Origin of the sequence: Clostridium lundense DSM 17049 (genome assembly GCF_000619945.1) — a bacterium.
Classification (GTDB): Bacteria; Bacillota; Clostridia; order Clostridiales; family Clostridiaceae; genus Clostridium_AO; species Clostridium_AO lundense.
This window is the reverse complement of the sequence record NZ_KK211043.1, coordinates 72,585-93,372: the sequence shown is the minus strand read 5'-3', so window position 1 is coordinate 93,372 and position 20,788 is coordinate 72,585. Positions and strand designations below refer to the sequence as shown.

15 protein-coding genes are annotated in these 20,788 nt (G+C 29.4%); 5 read left to right on the top strand and 10 right to left on the bottom strand.

Features of this window, described 5'->3' with window-relative positions:
* Nucleotides 1-12: 12 nt before the first annotated feature.
* From pcrA to T514_RS0122380, 8 genes are all read right to left on the bottom strand, one after another.
* Nucleotides 13-2,238 (bottom strand): DNA helicase PcrA, encoded by a 2,226-nt coding sequence (pcrA, locus tag T514_RS0122415; protein ID WP_027626740.1) that lies wholly within the window; start codon nt 2,236-2,238, stop codon nt 13-15.
* Between the two features lie 180 nt (nt 2,239-2,418).
* The gene (locus T514_RS0122410) at nt 2,419-3,603 is read right to left on the bottom strand and encodes a M20 metallopeptidase family protein (RefSeq protein ID WP_027626739.1); all 1,185 of its coding nucleotides are present in this window, start codon (nt 3,601-3,603) and stop codon (nt 2,419-2,421) included.
* Between the two features lie 179 nt (nt 3,604-3,782).
* Complete coding sequence (locus tag T514_RS0122405) at nt 3,783-5,306, bottom strand: AbgT family transporter (RefSeq protein WP_034870063.1); 1,524 nt, start codon at nt 5,304-5,306, stop codon at nt 3,783-3,785.
* Between the two features lie 191 nt (nt 5,307-5,497).
* Complete coding sequence (locus tag T514_RS0122400; protein WP_027626737.1) at nt 5,498-6,820, bottom strand: amidohydrolase; 1,323 nt, start codon at nt 6,818-6,820, stop codon at nt 5,498-5,500.
* A 237-nt stretch (nt 6,821-7,057) separates the two neighbouring features.
* Nucleotides 7,058-7,360 (bottom strand): YerC/YecD family TrpR-related protein, encoded by a 303-nt coding sequence (locus tag T514_RS0122395; protein ID WP_027626736.1) that lies wholly within the window; start codon nt 7,358-7,360, stop codon nt 7,058-7,060.
* 320 nt (nt 7,361-7,680) lie between these two features.
* The gene (locus T514_RS0122390) at nt 7,681-8,397 is read right to left on the bottom strand and encodes a pseudouridine synthase (RefSeq protein ID WP_027626735.1); all 717 of its coding nucleotides are present in this window, start codon (nt 8,395-8,397) and stop codon (nt 7,681-7,683) included.
* A gap of 223 nt (nt 8,398-8,620) precedes the next feature.
* Nucleotides 8,621-9,262 (bottom strand): lytic transglycosylase domain-containing protein, encoded by a 642-nt coding sequence (locus tag T514_RS0122385; protein ID WP_027626734.1) that lies wholly within the window; start codon nt 9,260-9,262, stop codon nt 8,621-8,623.
* Nucleotides 9,263-9,331: 69 nt separating this feature from the next.
* Nucleotides 9,332-11,338, bottom strand: a complete 2,007-nt coding sequence (locus tag T514_RS0122380) for a triple tyrosine motif-containing protein (RefSeq protein WP_027626733.1) — start codon at nt 11,336-11,338, stop codon at nt 9,332-9,334.
* Nucleotides 11,339-11,472: 134 nt separating this feature from the next.
* Here T514_RS0122380 and pulA point away from each other — a divergent pair, with 134 nt between their 5' ends.
* Nucleotides 11,473-13,620, top strand: coding sequence for a type I pullulanase (gene pulA, locus T514_RS0122375; RefSeq protein WP_027626732.1), 2,148 nt, complete (start codon nt 11,473-11,475; stop codon nt 13,618-13,620).
* A gap of 224 nt (nt 13,621-13,844) precedes the next feature.
* Here the strand turns inward: pulA and T514_RS0122370 are convergent, their stop codons facing one another.
* Together T514_RS0122370 and T514_RS0122365 are read right to left on the bottom strand one after the other, a co-directional pair.
* Entirely contained in the window at nt 13,845-14,318 is a 474-nt protein-coding gene (locus T514_RS0122370; RefSeq protein ID WP_027626731.1) for a YaiI/YqxD family protein, read from the bottom strand.
* Nucleotides 14,319-14,397: 79 nt separating this feature from the next.
* Nucleotides 14,398-15,744, bottom strand: coding sequence for a glucose-6-phosphate isomerase (locus tag T514_RS0122365; protein WP_027626730.1), 1,347 nt, complete (start codon nt 15,742-15,744; stop codon nt 14,398-14,400).
* 665 nt (nt 15,745-16,409) lie between these two features.
* Between T514_RS0122365 and T514_RS25420 the strand changes: the two genes are divergently transcribed.
* Genes T514_RS25420 through T514_RS0122345 form a run of 4 tightly spaced genes read left to right on the top strand, consistent with a single transcriptional unit; the run spans nt 16,410 to nt 20,729 of the window.
* On the top strand, nt 16,410-17,534 hold the full coding sequence (locus T514_RS25420; protein ID WP_051542263.1) for an HpcH/HpaI aldolase/citrate lyase family protein: 1,125 nt from the start codon (nt 16,410-16,412) through the stop codon (nt 17,532-17,534).
* Entirely contained in the window at nt 17,437-18,792 is a 1,356-nt protein-coding gene (locus tag T514_RS0122355; RefSeq protein ID WP_027626729.1) for a phosphoribosyltransferase domain-containing protein, read from the top strand. Before T514_RS25420 ends, T514_RS0122355 begins: the two co-directional genes overlap by 98 nt.
* A complete protein-coding gene (locus tag T514_RS0122350) occupies nt 18,793-19,908 on the top strand; it encodes a cysteine protease StiP family protein (protein WP_027626728.1) in 1,116 nt (371 codons plus the stop codon).
* A 23-nt stretch (nt 19,909-19,931) separates the two neighbouring features.
* A complete protein-coding gene (locus T514_RS0122345) occupies nt 19,932-20,729 on the top strand; it encodes an HAD family hydrolase (protein WP_027626727.1) in 798 nt (265 codons plus the stop codon).
* The last annotated feature ends 59 nt before the right edge of the window (nt 20,730-20,788 follow it).

Below are 20,788 nucleotides of genomic sequence, written 5' to 3'. Positions count from 1 at the left end.
TTAATTCCTCCCCTAAACTGCTTCTAAAGGAGCCACGCTAAGCATAAGTATTTTAACACCCATTCTATCAAAAGCTACTGTCAATTTTATATCATCACCATTTTGAGTAGCACTGACTATAGTTCCTATTCCAAACTTACTATGTCTTACTTTCTTTCCCGGCGTAGCCTGTTGTATAGTTAATTTATCAGAATCACTATTCTTTTCTTCTCTAATATTATCCAAAGCACTTTCATTAGCGCTTGAATATTTTCTATCTAAATATACGTTTTCTTTTCTATAAAAATTTTCTCTATTTAAACTTTTTCTTCCTTCTCTTATAGATTCCTTTAAATCATTTGAAATTTCATTTACAAAATATGATTGCTCATAAGCCACAGTTCTTCCAAACATAATTCTTCTTTCAGCAGAAGTCATGTATAATTTTTCCTTTGCTCTAGTTATTCCTACATAACAAAGTCTTCTAGATTCTTCCATCTCTTCCTCATTATCTAATGATTGTACTCCTGGGAAAATTCCATTCTCCATTCCTGCCATAAATACCACTGGGAATTCAAGTCCTTTGGCACTATGTACTGTCATAAGCACAACCGTTTCTGCTTCTTCATCAAAATTATCTATATCTGATACTAAAGTAACCTGCTCAAGGAAAGCAGAAAGGCTTTTATCCTCAGAATAAGATTCGAAATCTACTGCTGCGGAAACCAATTCCTTTAAGTTTTCTATTCTACTTAAATCCTCTATGTCATTTGTTTTTTGTAATTCAGCTAAATACCCTGTAGATTGAAGTATTTCCTCAATTAATTTAGATACAGTTACCTCATCCTTTTTTCTAATAAAACTATTTATTAAACTAACAAATTTATTAATGGATGAAGTTGCCCTTCCGGATAACCCAATGTTATCCACATCTAACAATACACTATATACACATTCCTCCATAGAAGATGCAAAATCCTGTATTTTATCTAATGTACTATCTCCTATGCCCCTCTTAGGTACATTAATAATTCTCTTTAAACTTATATCATCAAGAGGGTTGTTTATAAGCTTTAGATATGCCATTATATCTTTTATTTCTTTTCTATCATAGAACCTTAATCCTCCAACTATCTTATATGGAATATTATTTCTCATAAAAGATTCCTCAAAAATACGTGATTGAGCATTAGTTCTATAAAGAATAGCAAAATCCTTATAGCATTTACTTTCTTCTTTTATTATTTTATTAATTTCCGAAGCTACAAATTGTGCTTCATCCACATCTGAATAGGCTCTATATATTTTTATTTTTTCACCTAATCCATTATTAGTTCTAAGTACTTTACTTTTTCTATTACAGTTATTTTTTATAACTTCATTTGCTGCATTTAATATATTAGCCTTTGATCTATAATTTTCCTCTAATTTTATAATGTTAGCATTTGGATAATCTTTTTCAAAATCCAATATATTTCGTATATCTGCTCCTCTCCAAGCATATATACACTGATCATCATCTCCAACAACACATATATTCTTATGGGCATCTGCTAATAACCTAACAAGTTCATACTGTGACCTATTAGTATCCTGATACTCATCTACCATTATATATTTAAATTTTCTCTGATAAAACTCTAAAATTTCTGGGTTCTTTTTAAATAATTCTACAGTTTTGTATATTAAATCATCAAAATCCAAGGCATTACTGCTTTTCAATTTTTTTTGGTATAGCAAATATAAATCTGCTACTTTATTTAGTTTAAAATTATTTTCATGTTTCTTTTTAAATTCTTCTGGAGAAACTAAGTTGTCCTTCGCTTCTCCTATCTTATTTAGCATATATCTTTCATCGAAATCTTTATCATTAATATTTAGTTCTTTTATACATGTTTTTACTAAAGTCTTTTGATCATAACTATCATATATAGCAAAATTCTTGTTGTATCCAAGTTTTTCTGCTTCTCTTCTTAATATTCTTACACAACTGGAATGAAATGTGGATATCCACATGCCATCTGCTTCATTCCCTACTATGTTTCTTACCCTTTCTTTCATTTCATTAGCTGCTTTATTTGTAAAGGTAATCGCTAGTATTTGGGAAGGATAAACATTTAAATTTTTAATTAGATTGGCTATTCTATAAGTAAGAACTCTTGTTTTCCCAGAGCCCGCACCTGCTAATATGAGTAAAGGGCCCTCAACGGTAGTAGCCGCTTCATACTGCTCCTTATTCAATAATTTCGTTAAATCCATATATATTCACTCCCTGATTTTGCTATTAGTATTATTCAATTAATCACTTGTTTAATATTATAACATTTTAACTACCCTTTAATCATCCTTAATTTTATTTTTTATCTATAGCTAAAAAGATTGGCTTTTTTAATAAACCAATCTTTACATATTCCTTTAAATTTAATATGTTACATTATTCTATTTTAAAAACTCCATTGCTACACCGCATAAATCTTTTATACCAATAGGTATAGCTCTTTCATCACATATTAATTTTGGATTATGAAGTACAAAACATTGTTCATTTATATCTGATTTACAACCTAACCACATAAAAGTACAAGGAATATGTTTACTAAAGAATGAAAAATCTTCCGCACCAGTAGCTGGCTTATCTGGAATAATAACATTTTCATCTCCAATAGACTGTCTTAGCCCTTTCATTACTATTTCTGTTAAATTTTCATCATTGTAAGTAAGCGGATACCCATTTACATATTTGAATTCATAATCACATCCTAAAGCATAACATATATTTTTTACAATGTCTTCTATTCTTCTTGGCATTACTTTCGATACATGAGGTGCAAAAGTTCTTACAGTACCCTCAATATTCACCTCATCTGGTACTACATTATATCTATATCCACCTTTTATTACTCCAAGGGTAACTACAGCACTATCTAATGGATTTATATTTCTACTTACTATAGTCTGTAATGCTGTAATAACATACCCTGCTGCTACAATAGCATCTGCTCCTTGATGGGGAGCTGCACCATGAGCACTTTTACCTTTTATTTTTATAAATATTCTATCCGATTGTGCCATCATTGCTCCTGGTTTTAACCCTACTTTACCTAAAGGTAAATCCCAAACATGAAGTGCTACTGCTCCATCTACCTTAGGATTATCTAACACTCCATCTTCAATCATATAATTTGCTCCACCAGTAGGGTTACATTCTTCTGCTGGCTGAAATACAAACTTAATATTTCCATTTATATATTCTCTTAATTGTGATAACACCCTTGCAGTACCTATAAGTATTGACGTATGCATATCATGACCACAAGCATGCATAACCCCCTTATTCTCAGACTTAAAAGGTAAATCAGTAAGTTCATCCATAGGAAGAGCATCCATATCCGCTCTTAACAACAAAGTTTTTCCAGGATTTTTTCCTTCTAATAATGCTACAACCCCTGTCCTTCCCACACCTGTTTTTATTCTTAACCCCAAATCCTTAAGATTATCAATAATTACTTGGGCAGTTCTATGTTCATTCATTCCTAACTCTGGATGAGCATGTATGTCTCTTCTTATCTTAATTATTAAATCTAGTTCCTTATTTATTAATTCCTCAACCTTTTCATTAAACATATCCATTCCCCCCCTATAATTTTAACCATTGAACATTGGTCCAATCGGCTTCAATGTTCTATCTTACCCCCATACGAATTTCACCTAAAGGATAACGACTTCTAAGGAATAAAACTCCTTAGAAGCCTGTTAATAACTCTATTAGGAATAAAAACCACTTCTGAAGCCAAGAATTCTGTTTATCTTATTGATGCACCAGGTCCTAATGGTAATCCAATACCAAACCAAATCATGGCAAATACAATCCAAGTCGCAAGCATTATTAAGCTATAAGGTATCATCAAAGACAAAATAGTTCCAACTCCTGCATCTTCATCATATTCTGCTGCCAATCCTAAAATTATTGGAAAATACGGAAATAGAGGAGATATAATATTTGTAGTAGAATCTCCTATTCTGTAAAGCATTTGAGTTAATGCAGGGTTATATCCTAACATAGCAAACATAGGAACAAAAATTGGAGCAAGTAGTGCCCATTTTGCAGAACCACTGCCTATAAATAAATTTATAAATGAAACTAATAATATAAATAATATAAACAGTGGCATTCCCGTAAAATTAGCTGACTTTAAGCTATTAGCTCCATTTACAGCTATTGCATAGCCTAAATTACTCCAGTTAAAGTACGCTATAAACTGTCCAATTACAAATACTAATACTATATATGAGGCCATATCCTTTATAGCAATTGTCATATACTTAGGAATATCTGCAACTTTTTGTATCTTTCCAACTTCCTTGCCATATACATAGGAAACAATTATAAATAATATTAACAAAAGAGGAATTATTGAATTTAAAAATGGCGATGGTACTAAAGAATGAGTCTTAGGATCTCTTAAAAAACTGTTTTTAGGAATTAATATTGCTACCAATATGCCTACATATACAAGTGCGCTAATCCCAGCTTTTTTAAGCCCTCTTTTTTCTTCTGAGGTAATTTTATCACTTGTAATTTCCTTTTTACCATGATAAGTTCCTAATCTAGGCTCTACTATTCTTTCACTTACGATAGTACCTATAATAGCTAAAATAAAGGTAGAAGCCATCATAAAATACCAGTTACAAACTGGAGTTACTGAAGCATTTTTATCAACAATATGGATTGCTTCTGTTGTGATTCCAGCAAGTAGTGCATCTGTTCCAGCAATCATTAAATTTGCACTGAATCCTGCTGTAGTTGAAGCATATCCTATAGCTATACCTGCTAATGGATGCCTTCCCATAGAAGCAAATATTGCCGCTGCAATAGCAGGAACTATAACTATGGCAGCATCAGAGGCTATATTGCCACAAATACCTATAAGCATTACCATAAAAGTAACTACTTTAGGAGAAGCCCCAAGTATTGTATCCTTCATAAAAGCAGATATAAATCCTACATGTTCAGCAAGTCCTATACCAAGTGTCATTGTAAGAACTAATCCTAATGGTGCAAATCCTGTGAAATTTTTTATCATGCTTTCCAACATGTATCTAATTCCTGCCGCTGATAATAAATTTTTTACTGCAACTACTTTACCATCTACAGGATTCTTCACACTAACACCGGTTAGTGAGCATATTAAAGATGCAATCCAAACTATAACTATTAGCCATAAGAATAATATAAATGGATGCGGAATTTTATTTCCTACTCTTTCTACCCAACCTAAAAAACCACCAGTGTTTCTCTTTTCAATAATATTTTTTTCCGTATTCATTTTAACCCCCCAATGCAAAAATAAATTTATCCGATGACTACCCACTCTAATACTCCCATCTTTTTCAAAGTGGGAGTAAAGAGCGGCTACGTCCCTGGATAACGATTTCTAAGCTTCAGTAGGAGTAAAAACTCCTTCTGAAACCAAGAACTCTGTTTATTAATAAAGGCTCAAGCTAAAAGATAGTCCCCCTATATTCTCCCCCTTTCATTTATCTTAATAGCAGAAAGCACATATACCTTTGTAGCAATTTTTAGAACTCCTTCATCAAAATCAAAAGAACTATTATGATGATCCGCTGCTTTTTTTGTTCCAAACATAAGATAAACTGCTTTTCCACCATTTTCTTGAACCTTATTCATCATATAAGTAGCATCCTCTGAACCAGTAAGCTTAGCATATTCTACTATTTCATCAACTTCTCCTATATTTTTAGCCTGCTCCTCAATTATCTTTGAAAGTTCCTTATCGCTTTTTCCTCTTTGAGCTCTTCCAACTACTTTTACCTTATACTCTAAACCATGCATCATAGCAGCACCTTTTATAATATCAATAGCTCTACTAGTTACATATTGATTTAAACTATCTGTTTCCCCTCTAGTTTCTAATTTCATTTCTGCATATTCAGGAACCACATTTCTTCCTGTACCTGCATTTAAAACCCCAACATTTATTCTAGTGGCGCCTTCCTCATGCTGACATAAAGTATGCAAATTTAAAGCTGCTGACGCTGCTCCTAATAATGCATTTTTACCATTTTGAGGTGAAGCTCCCGCATGAGAACTTTTTCCTTTAAAACTCACATCAAATTTTGTTGTGGACAAAAATCCATCTGTATTGCATACTATTTGTCCCAATTTGTTGGCTGCAAAACCTATATGTCCACTTAAAAAATAATCTACCTCGTCAAGCAATCCACTTTTCACTATAGAATAAGCTCCTCTTGCGCCCTCTTCTGCAGGTTGAAAGATAAATACAAATTTACCACATAATTTGCTCTCCATACTTTTTAAGACTTTTGCTACTGTTAATCCTATGGCAGCATGGCCATCATGACCACAAGCATGCATAGCTCCACTATTAACTGAAAGAAAACCTTCTTTTTTCGGTCTATGATCTAATGAATTATTTTCAATGCCATCATTTGCATCAATGTCAAATCTAAATGCAGTTGTAGGTCCTTGAATTTTTGTATCTAATATTCCAACTACTCCAGTTAATCCTCCATACATTTTTTCCGTATATTTCTTAACTGCTCCTTGTTCTAAAGCTCTTTGCATATGTTTTTTTAGCTCCTCTTCAGAAGGTACTCCCATCATTGATTCTTTATTTAATATTTCTCCACCTAATTTCACTTCTAAACCCATTTTTTCTAAATATTCTGTTATTTTTGATGATGTTCTAAATTCAGTCCATCCAACCTCTGCATACTTATGAAAATCTCTACGAAATTCTATAATCTCCTTTTCTAATAAATCAACAACTCTATCAATGTCTTTATATATATTATTCATTAAAAATCCCCCTAAACATGTAAGTATGTATATATATTTATTTATGACTTATATTATTCTTGAAATGTTAATAAATTCCTGCAGCTTTAAAAAATATTAATTTTACCCAGTTGATCCAGTAACATTTTGCCATTTATATAAAAAAAGAGCTGATAATAATACCAACTCTTCTTCTACTCTTAAACGTTTACTAATTTAATTTTATAAAACAATCCTTAATAATATTCTAATCCTTTTTTAAAGTTTGTCTTGTAATCTTTCAAGAACTATATTGTATCCATCACTACCATAATTTAAACATCTATTTACTCTGCTTATTGTAGCTGTACTAGCTCCTGTAGCATTTGATATATCTTGATATGTTTTCTTCTCTTTAAGCATTTTTGCTACCTGCATTCTTTGTTCTAGAGCCTTTATCTCATTTATGGTACAAATATCGTCAAAAAACCTATAACACTCTTCCTTTGTTTTTAATGTTAAAATGGCTTCATATAAAAAATCCATTTCTTCACTATCTACCTTAGATTTATAGTCCCCCATGCATTTCAGCTCCTTATTAAAAATAATAATAAATAATTCCTTGTATAAATTTTAACATTATTCTTAATATTAATCCATATAGAAACTGCAATTTTTATACACTTTTTTAAAATTGCTCAAAAAAGTAAAACAACCCATTGGGGCGTGGGTTGTTCAATAAATAAAAGGGGGCTATTCATTCTTTTATTTATTCTTGCAATATTATTATATAAAAAATATACTAAAAATTCAAGTGTTATTTGCAAAATATATTGTAAAGTTTTTATTAAAATGCTTGAAATAATTCATATTTTATTCATGTTGCCTTCATAAAAAATTCATTATACCTCTTTTAGTGCATTTAATTCCTCTTCTGTTAACTCTCTATACTCTCCTTCTTCTAGTGTTTCATCTAGATCTAATCCACCAAATTTAACTCTTTTTAGATAGACTACTTTTTTATTTACTGCTTCAAACATTCTTTTAACTTGATGAAATTTTCCTTCTTGTATAGTTACATATACCTGTGATCCATCTTCATCGGCTTTAACAATCTCAAGTTTTCCTGGTAAACATTTATAATCATCATCTAAAGTTATTCCTCTTTTAAAAGCATTAACATCATCTTCATTCACAACTTTATCTATTTCAGCATAATATACCTTATCCACATGCCATTTAGGTGATATAAGCCTATGATTCAGTTCACCATCATTAGTTATTAACAGCAGCCCAACAGTATCTTTATCTAATCTCCCTACTGGAAATGGTTTAAATACCTGATATTCTTCATCTAATAAGTCTACAACTGTTTCATCATAATTATCAAAAGTAGCAGATACAACTCCATCAGGTTTATTCATCATTAAATATATATATTTTCTATACCTTATTATTTCTCCATTAACTTTTATTTCACTTTTCTCAGGATCTATATTCATTCCAGAGTCCTTAACTAAAACTTCATCCACTTCAACTGCACCACTTTTTACTAGTGCCTTTACTTCCTTCCTTGTTCCATATCCTAAATTAGCCAAAACTTTATCTAATCTCTCCACAAACAATTACCTCCATATATATAGATATTTTTATTATAATGATAATATATCATTTATATACTACCTAAAGCTACTCTTTTGTAGTATCAACAGAAGAAAAACCTCCTTTATCATTAACTCTTCCCTTTCTAATTTATGGTTTAAAAATCTCCTTCTCTTAGAACTTTTATAAATTAAAATTCTTAGCTTATTATAAAAAACAAAAACAGTCTTTCGACTGTTTTTATTTACCATAATATTTCATTACTTTTCTTACATAATCTCTAGTTTCATAAGGTAATCTTTCTATATCAGATTTATTTTTTACTCCTCTATTTTGTAAGGTGCCTGGTCCTGCATTATAAGCAGCTAAAGCCAATTCCTTTGAGTTACCATACATATCCAAAAGGCCTCTTAAATATTTTGTTCCTCCATTTATATTCTGTTCTATATCATAAGGATTTGTAACTCCCATTTCGCTTGCAGTCTCCGGCATAAGCTGCATAAGTCCCATAGCACCAGCTTGTGATACACAATTAGGCTGAAAAGAAGATTCCTGTTTTATTACTGCCATAATTAAATCTTTATCTACACCAAATTTTCTAGAAATATTTGCTACAATCTCATTCACCTTAGGATTATTGCTTTTTATATTTGAAGCTGCATTTTTTATATCTTGAACTAATTTTTCATTTCCACCATATCCTATGTCTTTTAAATCTATGCTACCTAAACTTAATCCTCCATTTTTATCTGCCATAGCCTTTGTTAAACTTTCTAATACCAAATCAAAAGTAGGAGAGTCTCCTAGAGAACTTTTAAGTACCTGTGTTAATAATTGTGTTTGAAGAAGCTGTTCTACTTTTTTATTATTATCTATTTCCATTTAAATTCACCACCATCTTTTTAAATACCATATATTGTTATCGTGATGAAATATTTTTTCTTTATATGTCTATTCCACATGAAATTGAAAAATATCATAATCTTCATATGCTGATTTTTTATAGCTACTTTTACACAAAGCTAATATATTATATTTTCCCTTTGAAAATGGAATAAAACTATAGTAATTTTTCTTACTATAATCCTGCACCTTAATCCATTCCTCTTTTTCCATTATATAAAATTCGTACATATTATCTTTTCCACCACTATTTTCAACAGAAAATATAACTGGTTCATTTTCACTTATTGTATTCTTATTACATTTTATTTTTGTATCTGTTACTGGCAAAGCTTCATTAACTAATATTTTAATATCTTTTTTAGTATCAAACAATTCCTTACTATTTTTGTTTTTGGCATATATTTGAATTATATATAATCCACCACATTTAGGCGTAAACATATATTTTGTACTAAAGGAAAAATCACTTTCCTCAACTTTATGCCCATTTATTTTCAAAATATACTTTATTAAAGTGTCCTTTGTATTTGTAGTAATAACTTCCACAGTAATATTGTCACCACAAAGAAAACTTTCTTTTATTGGACACAATACATAATCAATAGATGCTGGAAAATACTCAAATACATCCACATATATTATAGAATGGCTATCAAACAATCTTGTAGAAAATTTATCTTTTACTCTTACTTCAAATTGATATTTACCAATTTCTTTTGGTATAAATCTTATCCAATTGGTGGTACCATAATCTACTACTTGTTCTTTTATATCATCATTCTTTTTTACTATAAAACTATATCTTAAATCCATTCCTCCTGAAGCCTTTACTTTTATAGTAAGAGCATCATTTTTTAAAATCTTGTCTCCTTTATCTAATATTATTTCATCAATATTTATTGGCTCCTTGCTTTTCTCATCTATTATAAAAGTCAATTCCTCCTTAGCTTCATAGTTGCCATCATAAGAACTATCTTTTACCAGTAATGTTATTTTATATTCACCAGGCTTCTTTGTAAGCCATGAATAAGTGTCATTTCTTATATAGCCTGAATCTTCTCCATAATCTCCGTCTATTATATATCTATATAATAACTCTCTGCCACCATATACTACTGATTTAAGAACTATTTCACTTTCACAAATCTGGGGAGATATTTTATCTGTTGTAAAACTTTTTATTTGTATTTCCTTATATTTTTTTACTTTAAAATTCATTATCGCTCTATCATCATATTCCCTTTGTGAATACATATCTCTTACATAACATAAAAGTTTGTATTCTCCACCTTCATTTTCAACATAACTTACTATTCTTTTAGTAGAATAATCTTGTATACATAAAGATGTACCATCACTATATATTTTAATGAATTTATAAAGTATTGTTCTATTATCTTCGCTGTCTACATCCACTTGAAAAACTAAATCTGACTCACATAATAGTTCTGTAGATAAACATTTAAAATCTTTTATTTCTATATTTTTTAATGGCATTACATTAAACTCTACTTTACTAAAATCATCATAATTATTTTTAGAATCAATCTCCTTACATTCTACTAATACTTCACTTTTTCCAAGTTTCTTTGTAGTTAGCCTTAAAGTATTTTCTGCTGAATAATCCTTTATCATATTCCAATTTGAATCTTCCCTAAGCCAATATCTATACATAATAGGAACTTTATTAGAATTTACTGTTATATTAATTTTTTCACCAATCTTTACTTTATTTTTATCTATATTAATAGAATATATTAGCTTCTCGTCTTCTTCCCCTATTATAAAATCCTTTCTACATACATAATCAAATATCTTATTACTATCTAATTTCTTAGCTTGTATCATTATTGTATATTTGCCATTTTCTTCGGGAATCCAACTAACACTACTATTTTCAGAAAAATCCTGTAAAGTATCCCATAAACCATTACATCCTATAAAAAATTTATATAATAAATTATCCTGTAAGGTATTTTCAATGCATATTATTATTTCCTTACCTTTTTCTTGAGGACTATTTAAATTAAAGTTAATATTTATTTCATCCATCTAACTCATCCCCCGTTTACTATATCCCTATGATATATTATACTATAATACCATATTTTGTAATAGGTTTTTATTTACTTTTCCATTAATTTCTAATATTATAATGATAGTTACCTTTAAAGGAGGAATATTTAGTGACTATATATAATGTTGTTGTAACAAGTTTTAACAAAATACATTTTGTTGTAGATGATTCTTTAAATTTTAAAATTGATCATTTCATTATAAAAAATGGTGACAATATATTAAATATTAATCATTATGAGGTTTGTGGAAATAAGTTTACAGCCCTTTTAAATTCAACAATAAATATAAAAAAAGAATGTTTTGTCATATATGAAAATCTAAAAGTTAAAGCTAATTATAGTACCTTATTTTCTTCAAAGGAATTCAATGATAAATATTATTGCAATTGCCATTTAGGTTATAACTATACTAAAACCAGTACTACATTTAAGGTATGGTCCCCAGCTGCTGAAAATATATGTTTATTAATATATAAAGAAAGTGAACCTTCCCCTAATGAAAAGCCTGAAAGGGTAAAACTGAACGAACTTTTAAATGGTTTGTGGTATTGCACCATACAAACTGATCTAGAAGGTTACTACTATACCTATGAAATAACCGTATATGATAATTGTTATGAAGCTGTTGACCCATATACAACAGCTATAGGGGTTAATGGCTTAAGAGGAGCAATTATTGATTTATCTAAAACTAATCCTGAGAATTGGAATTATGATATTTCACCACGTACTAGATCTTTTACAGATTCAATAATATATGAAACAAATATACGTGATATATCTATTCATCATAATAGTGGAGTTAAAAATAAAGGAAAGTTTATAGGGCTTACTGAAGATAACACATTTTCAGACAAAAATATATCCACTGGATTAAATCATATAAAAGAGTTAGGAATAACCCATATTCAACTTATGCCTATATTCGATTTTTCTCATAAAAGTATAGATGAAAAAAATCCTACAAAATACAATTGGGGATATGATCCCCAAAATTATAATGTACCTGAGGGAAGTTACTCTACTAACCCCTTTAATCCTTATTGTAGAATATATGAACTGAAATTAATGATAATGAAACTTCACAAAAATGGCTTTTGTGTAAATATGGACGTAGTTTTTAATCATTTATGGCATCATATTGACAACAACTTTCAAAAAATATTTCCCGGGTATTATTTTAGATATTATGAGAATGGTTCTATGTCGAATGGTAGCGGTTGTAGTAATGATACTGCCTCTGAAAACCTAATGATGAGAAAATTTATAATTGATTCGGTAAAATTTTGGGTAAAAGAATATCATATAGATGGATTTAGATTTGATTTGATGGGGCTACATGATATAGAAACTATGAACTCTATAAGAAAAGAATTAGATACTATAGATCCTAATATAATGCTTTATGGTGAAGGGTGGAACTTAAATACAGCTTTACACGATGATAATAAAGCTTGCATGAAAAACTCATTAAAACTTCCTAAAATAGGACATTTTAATGATGTAATCAGGGATGTCATAAAAGGAAATATATTTATTCCTAATGATAAAGGTTATGCTACTGGCAAATCTAATTTAGAATCTTTATTAAAAAACTGCATTGCTGCTTCTATAAAAAATGAGGAATCTAATATTGGAATTTTCTACAACCCTTGCGAAACTATAAATTATGTTTCTTGCCATGATAATTACACACTTTGGGATAAAATATGTGTTAGTTGTGAGAATGAAAGCCTAGAAAATAAAAAATATATTCAAAAACTCTGTAATGGAATTATATTAACCAGTCAAGGTATAGCTTTTCTACATTCTGGTGAAGAATTCTGCAGAACAAAGAATATGATAGAAAACAGTTTTACTTCTCTTGATAACATTAATTGGATTGATTGGGACAGAAAAGCTTTATTTATGGATGTATTTCAGTATTATAAAGATTTGATAAGCCTAAGAAAATCACATTCAGCCTTTAGAATGAATAAAAAGGAAGATATAAATTCTCATCTATTATTTTTAAATGATATGCCTCAAAATGTTGTAGCATTTATTTTAAAAGGTTATGCCAATGGTGATACATGGAAAAACATTCTTGTAATATATAACTCCAATAAAAATGCAGAAATAATTAACATCCCATATAATTCATGGAACCTAGTGGGAACTAGAGATACAATTAGTAACTCTCCATTGAAAATAATAAAAGGATCTAAAATGCAATTAGACCCTATTAGCATGACTGTTTTGTATTCAAATGATTAAAAAAAGTGAAATGCACTTTTATAGAGCACAGATACGGATAATTTTTCTCCGCTATTGCTACGAAAAATTCTTACTTATAGAAAATACAAAAGTATTTTTCATACTTTTGTAAATAAAAATAATAAAGAATAAATATGGAAAGAAATTATCCTTATTTATTCTTTATTATTTATAATTTAGTTTTTTCCGTAATGTAGTGAACGAAACGCCTAATCATCTCTGCTCTATACTCTATCATCTGAAAAAGAGCTTGCGGCTTCTTCCTGTGATCTTTTTATTAATAACAGTATGTTTTCATATAAACGTTCATCATCTTCAGCGGTTCTTTTTTTAGGATTGGAAGTTTTTCCTCCACCTCTTCTAACCTTTGCATTTATATGTCTTTCAAATAGTAATCTATCTATATTTTTATCACTATAAATGCGTCCCTTAGGACTTATTGCATAAGCCTTTTTCCCAAGAACCATAGCCGCAACTCCATAATCTTGAGTTACTACTATATCTCCTAATTTTGTTGCATTAGCTACAGCCATATCTACACTTTGAAAGCCACTTTCTACATATTTTACTGTGCTATAGTCACTATGTAAAATATGATTCATATCACAATACATTATAACCTCTATTTTATATTTCATTGCTGCTTTTTCTATTAGTCCTCTTCCTGGACATGCATCTGCATCTACTAATATCTTCACGCTTATTTTAGTGAAAAGTGAATAATGAATATTAATTCTATCCTTTACTTTTCATTCTTCAGCTTTCACTTTCTCCTCTCTATAATCTGCTTTTCAAACTTTCCCTAAGCTCTTCATAACCTGGTTTACCTAGAAGAGCAAACATATTCTTTTTGTAGTCCTCAACTCCTGGTTGATTAAAAGGATTAACTCCTAAAAGATATCCACTGATACCACAAGCTTTTTCGAAGAAATAAACCATATATCCAAAATAATATGGAGTTAATTCTGGAACATTTATAACTATACTAGGAACTTCTCCATCATTATGAGCTAATACTGTTCCTCCAAAAGCCTGTTTATTTACAAAATCCATAGTATTACCAGCTAAGAAATTCAACCCATCCACATTATCCTTCTCTTCTTTAATGGTTATATTTTTCCTTGGACTTTCTACATTTATAAAAGTTTCAAATATTATTCTTAATCCATCCTGTATATATTGTCCCATAGAATGGAGATCTGTAGAAAAATCAACTGCTGCAGGAAATATGCCTTTTCTATCTTTCCCCTCACTTTCTCCATAAAGTTGTTTCCACCACTCTCCAAAATAATGTAAACAAGGCTCAAAATTAGCCATAATCTCTATATTCTTGCCTTTTCTGTTTAGAGCACTTCTTGATGCAGCATATCTATAACAAGGATTTTCACTTAAATCTAATTCCATAAAATCCTTTCTTGCCTCTTCTGCACCCTTCATCATTTCCTCAATATTAATTCCTGCTACTGCAATAGGCAAAAGTCCTACTGCTGTTAATACAGAATACCTTCCTCCTATATCATCAGGAATTACAAAAGTTTCAAAATTCTCTCTATCTGCTAAAGATTTTAATGCTCCTTTTTCTTTATCTGTAGTTACAAATATTCTTTTTTTAGCTTCCTCTTTTCCATATTTATTTTCTGCTAATTCTTTAAAAATTCTAAAAGCAATAGCTGGCTCTGTAGTAGTTCCAGACTTTGATATAACATTTATTGAAAAATCCATATCTCTTACTAATTCTAATAAATCCGCCATATAAGTAGAACTAATATTATTTCCTACGTAAAATATAGCTGGATTCTTTCTTTTTTCCTTATTTAAATTATTGTGAAAGCTATGACTTAACATCTCTATTGCTGCCCTGGCTCCAAGATATGATCCCCCTATACCTATTACTATTAAAGCGTCTGAATTATCTTTAATTCTTTCTGCTGATTTCTTTATTCTTTCAAATTCTTCTTTGTCATAATTAACCGGTAAATCAACCCACCCCAAAAAGTCGTTCCCTGCTCCTGTACCTTCATGAAGCCTTTTATGAGCTTCTTTTATAAAAGGATCTAAATTTAATATTTCCTCTTCTTTTAAATAAGGTTTAACATAGCTTAAATCTAAACTTACTTTTTTCATATAAATCCCCTCCTGCAAAATTCTCTATCTAGTATTGGTCAAAAATACTATAAATATAATTTTTTGCACCAAACATTGCTATATAAATTTTATAATAATGAAATTTTTAAATCAAGGGCTTTTTCCATATTATGTAATTTTTTACAAATCAAGATATAGATTTACTTACTGAAAATTTTATATATGCTTATCCTATTCTCTTCATTGAATTATTTGACTTAGTTTCCAATATGTAATATACTAATTTTACTGAATTATTCATATTATTACTAATTTAGAATAAATAATACTAATTGCCCAAAAGTATAAACAATAATTTTCGGCAAAAAAGTTAGTTTTACACCATTTATTTCATATATAACCCTATCTTTATATCTAAAAACTTGATAAATTTAATTAAATAAATATAAAAGTACTTGTAAGTAACATAGGGTTCGTACATTGAAAAATATACTCAAACCCATACTTAACATATCTGGAAACAACATCGAAAACAGATTTATCCCATGGCTATCCGCTTTTTACTCCCATCTTCTTCAAAGTGAGAGTAAAAATCGAATATGTCCCTGGATAACGATTTCTAAACTTTAGATGAAGCAAAAACTCCCTCTAAAGTTGCGAACTTTGTTTACTCTAAAATAAAATTAATGTGGGATGATAAAATTATGAGATATTTTAACTATATAAACAAACCAGACTCTATTTTTTATAAAAAACCATGCCCTTTTTCTTTAAATTCTGATAAAGAACTTCTGTCTCATGCTTTAGGTGCAACTATATATATGGGTGCAGACAGAAATAACCTTCTTAAAGATATTCTTTCCGTTAGTGCTTGTTCTGTAGTTATATGCTTAGAAGATTCTGTTGCATCAGACAAATTGGAACAAGCTGAAAAAAACGTTCTTGATTTTTTTAAAGATCTTGATAAAATATCAAAACATTGTAAGGATTTCTTAGATAATATTCCATTAATTTTTGTTAGATTGAGGAATTTTAATCAACTTGTAACCCTGCTCAAAAATTCACATCTTGTAGGTCTATGTGGATTTATAATTCCAAAATTTAGAGCAACATCTGGAGAACAATATTTTTCTACAATAAAATCTTATAATATTTTAAACAGTAGAAAACTATATGTATTACCTATCCTTGAAACTCCTGAGGTAATTTTCAAAACCTCTAGAATTGAAGAACTTATAAGTATAAAGAACATCTTAAATACTTACAAAGACCTAGTTCTAAATATACGAATCGGTGGAACAGATTTTTCAGGAATTTACAGTTTAAGAAGAGGACGAGATTTCACCATTTATGATCTAGCTGTAATTAAGGATTGTATCTTAGATATCCTTAATATTTTTCAAATTGATGGATATGTAATATCTGCACCTGTAAATGAACATTTTAATTTTAATACTGATCTTGATAACAGTGGTTTCTTTAGAGAGATATTGTTAGACAAGCTAAACGGTCTTGTGGGTAAAACCGTAATTCACCCAACTCAAATAGATATTGTAAACTCACTTATGGTTGTATCTAAAGAAGAATATCTTGATGCCGAAGCCATAATGAATTCTTTGTCAGATGGAGCTATTAAGAGCACTTACAAAAATAAAATGAATGAAGTAAAACCTCATTTTAAATGGGCTTATAAAACTATATTACTTTCTAAGATTATGGGGGTACTAAATTATGGAAAAACATACAAAGATATCCTTGAACTATCCAGTAAATCTAACTATATGCCAGAACCTAAGGATATTATTGAATATATACGAAACAAAGTATAGTCTTAACTTAAATCATCTATTTACAATGGCTGCTAGAAAAAATCTAAAACGTGACTTTCTTTTTGTAAGTAAGGTGTTGGGAAAGCACCTTGCTATCCGTCCAATTATACTAAAAATAATTGGCGGAATTCTATGTCGACTTTGGGCAGAAGAAAGAGAAAATTTTCATGATCCTGATACAGATATTTTAGTACAAGCATTAATATCTATAGAAAACAATCAAAGCACTTCTCTTAAATTCATGGAACAAGTAAATAAAATACTAAGTTCCCCTATTCCTTTAAAACACAAAACACTTTTTGTTGGTTTTGCAGAAACTGCTACAGGTCTTGCTCAATCTGTATTTAGTAGCAGTTCAAACTCTTACTATATTCATACCACTAGAGAAAATATAACTCAGATAAGACCTAGCGTTTTCTTTTGTGAAGAACATTCACATGCTACAGATCATATGATCTATCCACTAAATTCTAATATATTTGACGAAGTTGAAGATATAGTTCTCATTGATGATGAATTGACCACAGGAAAAACCTCATTAAATCTAATAAGAAATCTTTCTGATTCTAAAACTTTTGGTATTATTTCTATTCTTGATTGGCGTAATGATGAATACATAAAAATGTACCAAAATGAAAAATCCAGAAATATTAAAGTATGTTCTCTAGTAAAGGGAACCATAGAATGTAATAAATCTGGAGAACTTGCTTTTGATGATCCAGAAGTAGATTATAGTCATTCACCACTAGCAAAACATAAAGACATATGTTTTAATGCACCTGATTTTGTTGAAGGTTTTATTGAGTCTACAGGAAGATTTGGCATTTCAAGTGAGCAAAATCACCTTATAAATAAAGAAATAAAACAGCTTGCAGAAATATTAAAAAAAGAACAGGTTAAAGGTAATTGTCTATGTCTTGGTACAGGAGAATTCATTTATATACCATGTTTATTAAGTGCGGAACTTGGAGAAAAAATATTTTTTCACTCTACAACAAGAAGCCCCATATATTCAATGGATTGTGATCATTACGCTATAAAAAATAAAATAGCCTTTCCTTCACATGATGACAACAATGTTACTAATTATTTATATAATATACCTAGAAACTTTTATGATCAGGTATTCGTTTTTTCTGAAAAAACTTTTAACGAAGAAGCAAAGAAAAACTTTAAAAAGATATTTGGTTACTTCAATATTAATAACGTAATTTTTGTTTCATGGAATCCAACTACATATAAAAGGAATGTGATATAGATGTTAAATAATACATTATCAGGAAGCTATTCAAAGGATGATGTAATATTCTTATTAAAAGAAATAACAGGCCTTATCTCCGAATTAAGCAATGAATATAGAGAAAACGCCATTCAAAATGGTACTCATTATTCTGAAATGCTGCCTATTGAATACCATCCAACAGAAGAATACATGAATTTATTTTATGAAACTTTAGAGCAAACTAAGACAAAAATTGCAATTCTTGTATCTATTGTTAGTGATAAAATTATTAAAAACATAGGGACTAATATTGTTTTAGTTTCATTGGCTAGAGCAGGCACACCAATAGGTATACTTATAAAACGTTATATAAATCATAAGTATAATTTAATCCTGCCACACTATAGTATATCTATTATTAGAGATAAAGGTATAGATAGAAATGCCCTATTGTATATACTAAAAAAACATCCTGATTCTACCCTTCAATTTATTGATGGATGGACTGGTAAAGGGGTTATCCAAGACACACTTATTAAGGCATGTAATGATTTTTATAAGGATACTGGTATTAAGCTAAATACTAATTTAGCTGTTTTATCTGATCCTGCCTATTGTACTAATATTTATGCTACACGAGAGGATTTTCTTATACCAAGTGCTTGTCTAAATTCAACAGTTTCTGGTTTAATGAGCAGAACAGTGTTAAATGAATCATTTATATCGAAAACTGACTTTCACGGAGCTAAATATTATAAGGAACTGGCTTCTATGGATGTGTCAAATCTTTTTATTGATACTATAACTGAGCAATTTGGTTTAATAGATAAATCTCCAAAAACATTTGAAAACGCTGACCTAATACTAGAAAATGAATCTATGCCAAACTATAAAGGGCTGGAAGATGTTTGTAAAATACAGAAACTATTTAATATTAAAAACATCAATCTTGTTAAGCCAGGTGTAGGAGAGACTACAAGAGTTCTTCTAAGAAGAATCCCTTGGAAAATACTTGTAGATTCTTTTAATAATCCTAATCTAAAACATATACTTAAGCTTGCTGAAGATAGAAATGTTCCTGTGGAAATATATAAAGATATGTCTTACTCTTGCTGTGGAATAATAAAACCAAAGGAATTAGGTGATATATAACAAAATTAAGGATGTGATTATAGATGATTTTTGCCTCAGATTTAGATAGAACACTTATATATTCAAACTTTTTTTTAAAACCAGATATTACAAATACTGTATTAGTAGAATCAAAAGCTGAAAAACAGATTTCCCATATGACTGAAAAATCTTTAAAATTATTAAATATTATAAACAAAAAAATATTATTTATCCCAACAACTACCAGAACCACAGAACAGTTTAAAAGAATTTCTATTTTTAATAATAGCATTCCTTTAAAATATGCAGTAGTAGCTAATGGAGCTATAATATTGAAAAATGGACTAGTAGATTTACACTGGCAAAATTATATACTATCACAAATGAAAAACCTTATTCCTCCTATAGAATTAATCCATAAATGCAGATTCTTTTTAGATAGTGAGTATGTAAACTCATATAGATGCTGTGACAATTCATTTTTATATGCTGTTTTAAAAAGCTACCTAATAACCTCTGAGGATTTTGAGAAACTAATTTTAATTGCCAATAGAGAAGGCTATTTAGTCACTAGAAATACTAAAAAAGTATATATGATTCCAAATTTCATTAATAAGTGGTCTCCAATTAAATATATTATGGAAATTGAAAATGAAGATAAACTTATTGCTGCCGGAGATTCCTATTTAGATTTGCCTTTACTCAATAACTCCACACATGGAATAATACCTTCTCATGGAGAATTGAAAAATCGTTATAAGGATAACTTAAAGAATCATAAAAATATATATTACACAAAAGAACAAGGTATTCTGTCAAGTGATGAATTTCTAGAGAATATACTTCAACTAATTTCTTAACATTTTCTTTATATAGTCGTACATATTATGCAGTTACATTAAATACTATTATTCTATTT

Excerpts from the sequence above, each read along its gene's own strand:
- pcrA (WP_027626740.1), bottom strand. The coding sequence starts at position 2,238 with ATGGATTTAACGAAATTATTGAATAAGGAGCAGTATGAAGCGGCTACT.
- T514_RS0122410 (WP_027626739.1), bottom strand. The coding sequence starts at position 3,603 with ATGTTTAATGAAAAGGTTGAGGAATTAATAAATAAGGAACTAGATTTA.
- T514_RS0122405 (WP_034870063.1), bottom strand. The coding sequence starts at position 5,306 with ATGAATACGGAAAAAAATATTATTGAAAAGAGAAACACTGGTGGTTTT.
- T514_RS0122400 (WP_027626737.1), bottom strand. The coding sequence starts at position 6,820 with ATGAATAATATATATAAAGACATTGATAGAGTTGTTGATTTATTAGAA.
- T514_RS0122395 (WP_027626736.1), bottom strand. The coding sequence starts at position 7,360 with ATGGGGGACTATAAATCTAAGGTAGATAGTGAAGAAATGGATTTTTTA.
- T514_RS0122385 (WP_027626734.1), bottom strand. The coding sequence starts at position 9,262 with ATGGAAATAGATAATAATAAAAAAGTAGAACAGCTTCTTCAAACACAA.
- T514_RS0122380 (WP_027626733.1), bottom strand. The coding sequence starts at position 11,338 with ATGGATGAAATAAATATTAACTTTAATTTAAATAGTCCTCAAGAAAAA.
- T514_RS0122365 (WP_027626730.1), bottom strand. The coding sequence starts at position 15,744 with ATGAAAAAAGTAAGTTTAGATTTAAGCTATGTTAAACCTTATTTAAAA.
- T514_RS25420 (WP_051542263.1), top strand. The coding sequence starts at position 16,410 with ATGAGATATTTTAACTATATAAACAAACCAGACTCTATTTTTTATAAA.
- T514_RS0122355 (WP_027626729.1), top strand. The coding sequence starts at position 17,437 with ATGGAAAAACATACAAAGATATCCTTGAACTATCCAGTAAATCTAACT.
- T514_RS0122350 (WP_027626728.1), top strand. The coding sequence starts at position 18,793 with ATGTTAAATAATACATTATCAGGAAGCTATTCAAAGGATGATGTAATA.
- T514_RS0122345 (WP_027626727.1), top strand. The coding sequence starts at position 19,932 with ATGATTTTTGCCTCAGATTTAGATAGAACACTTATATATTCAAACTTT.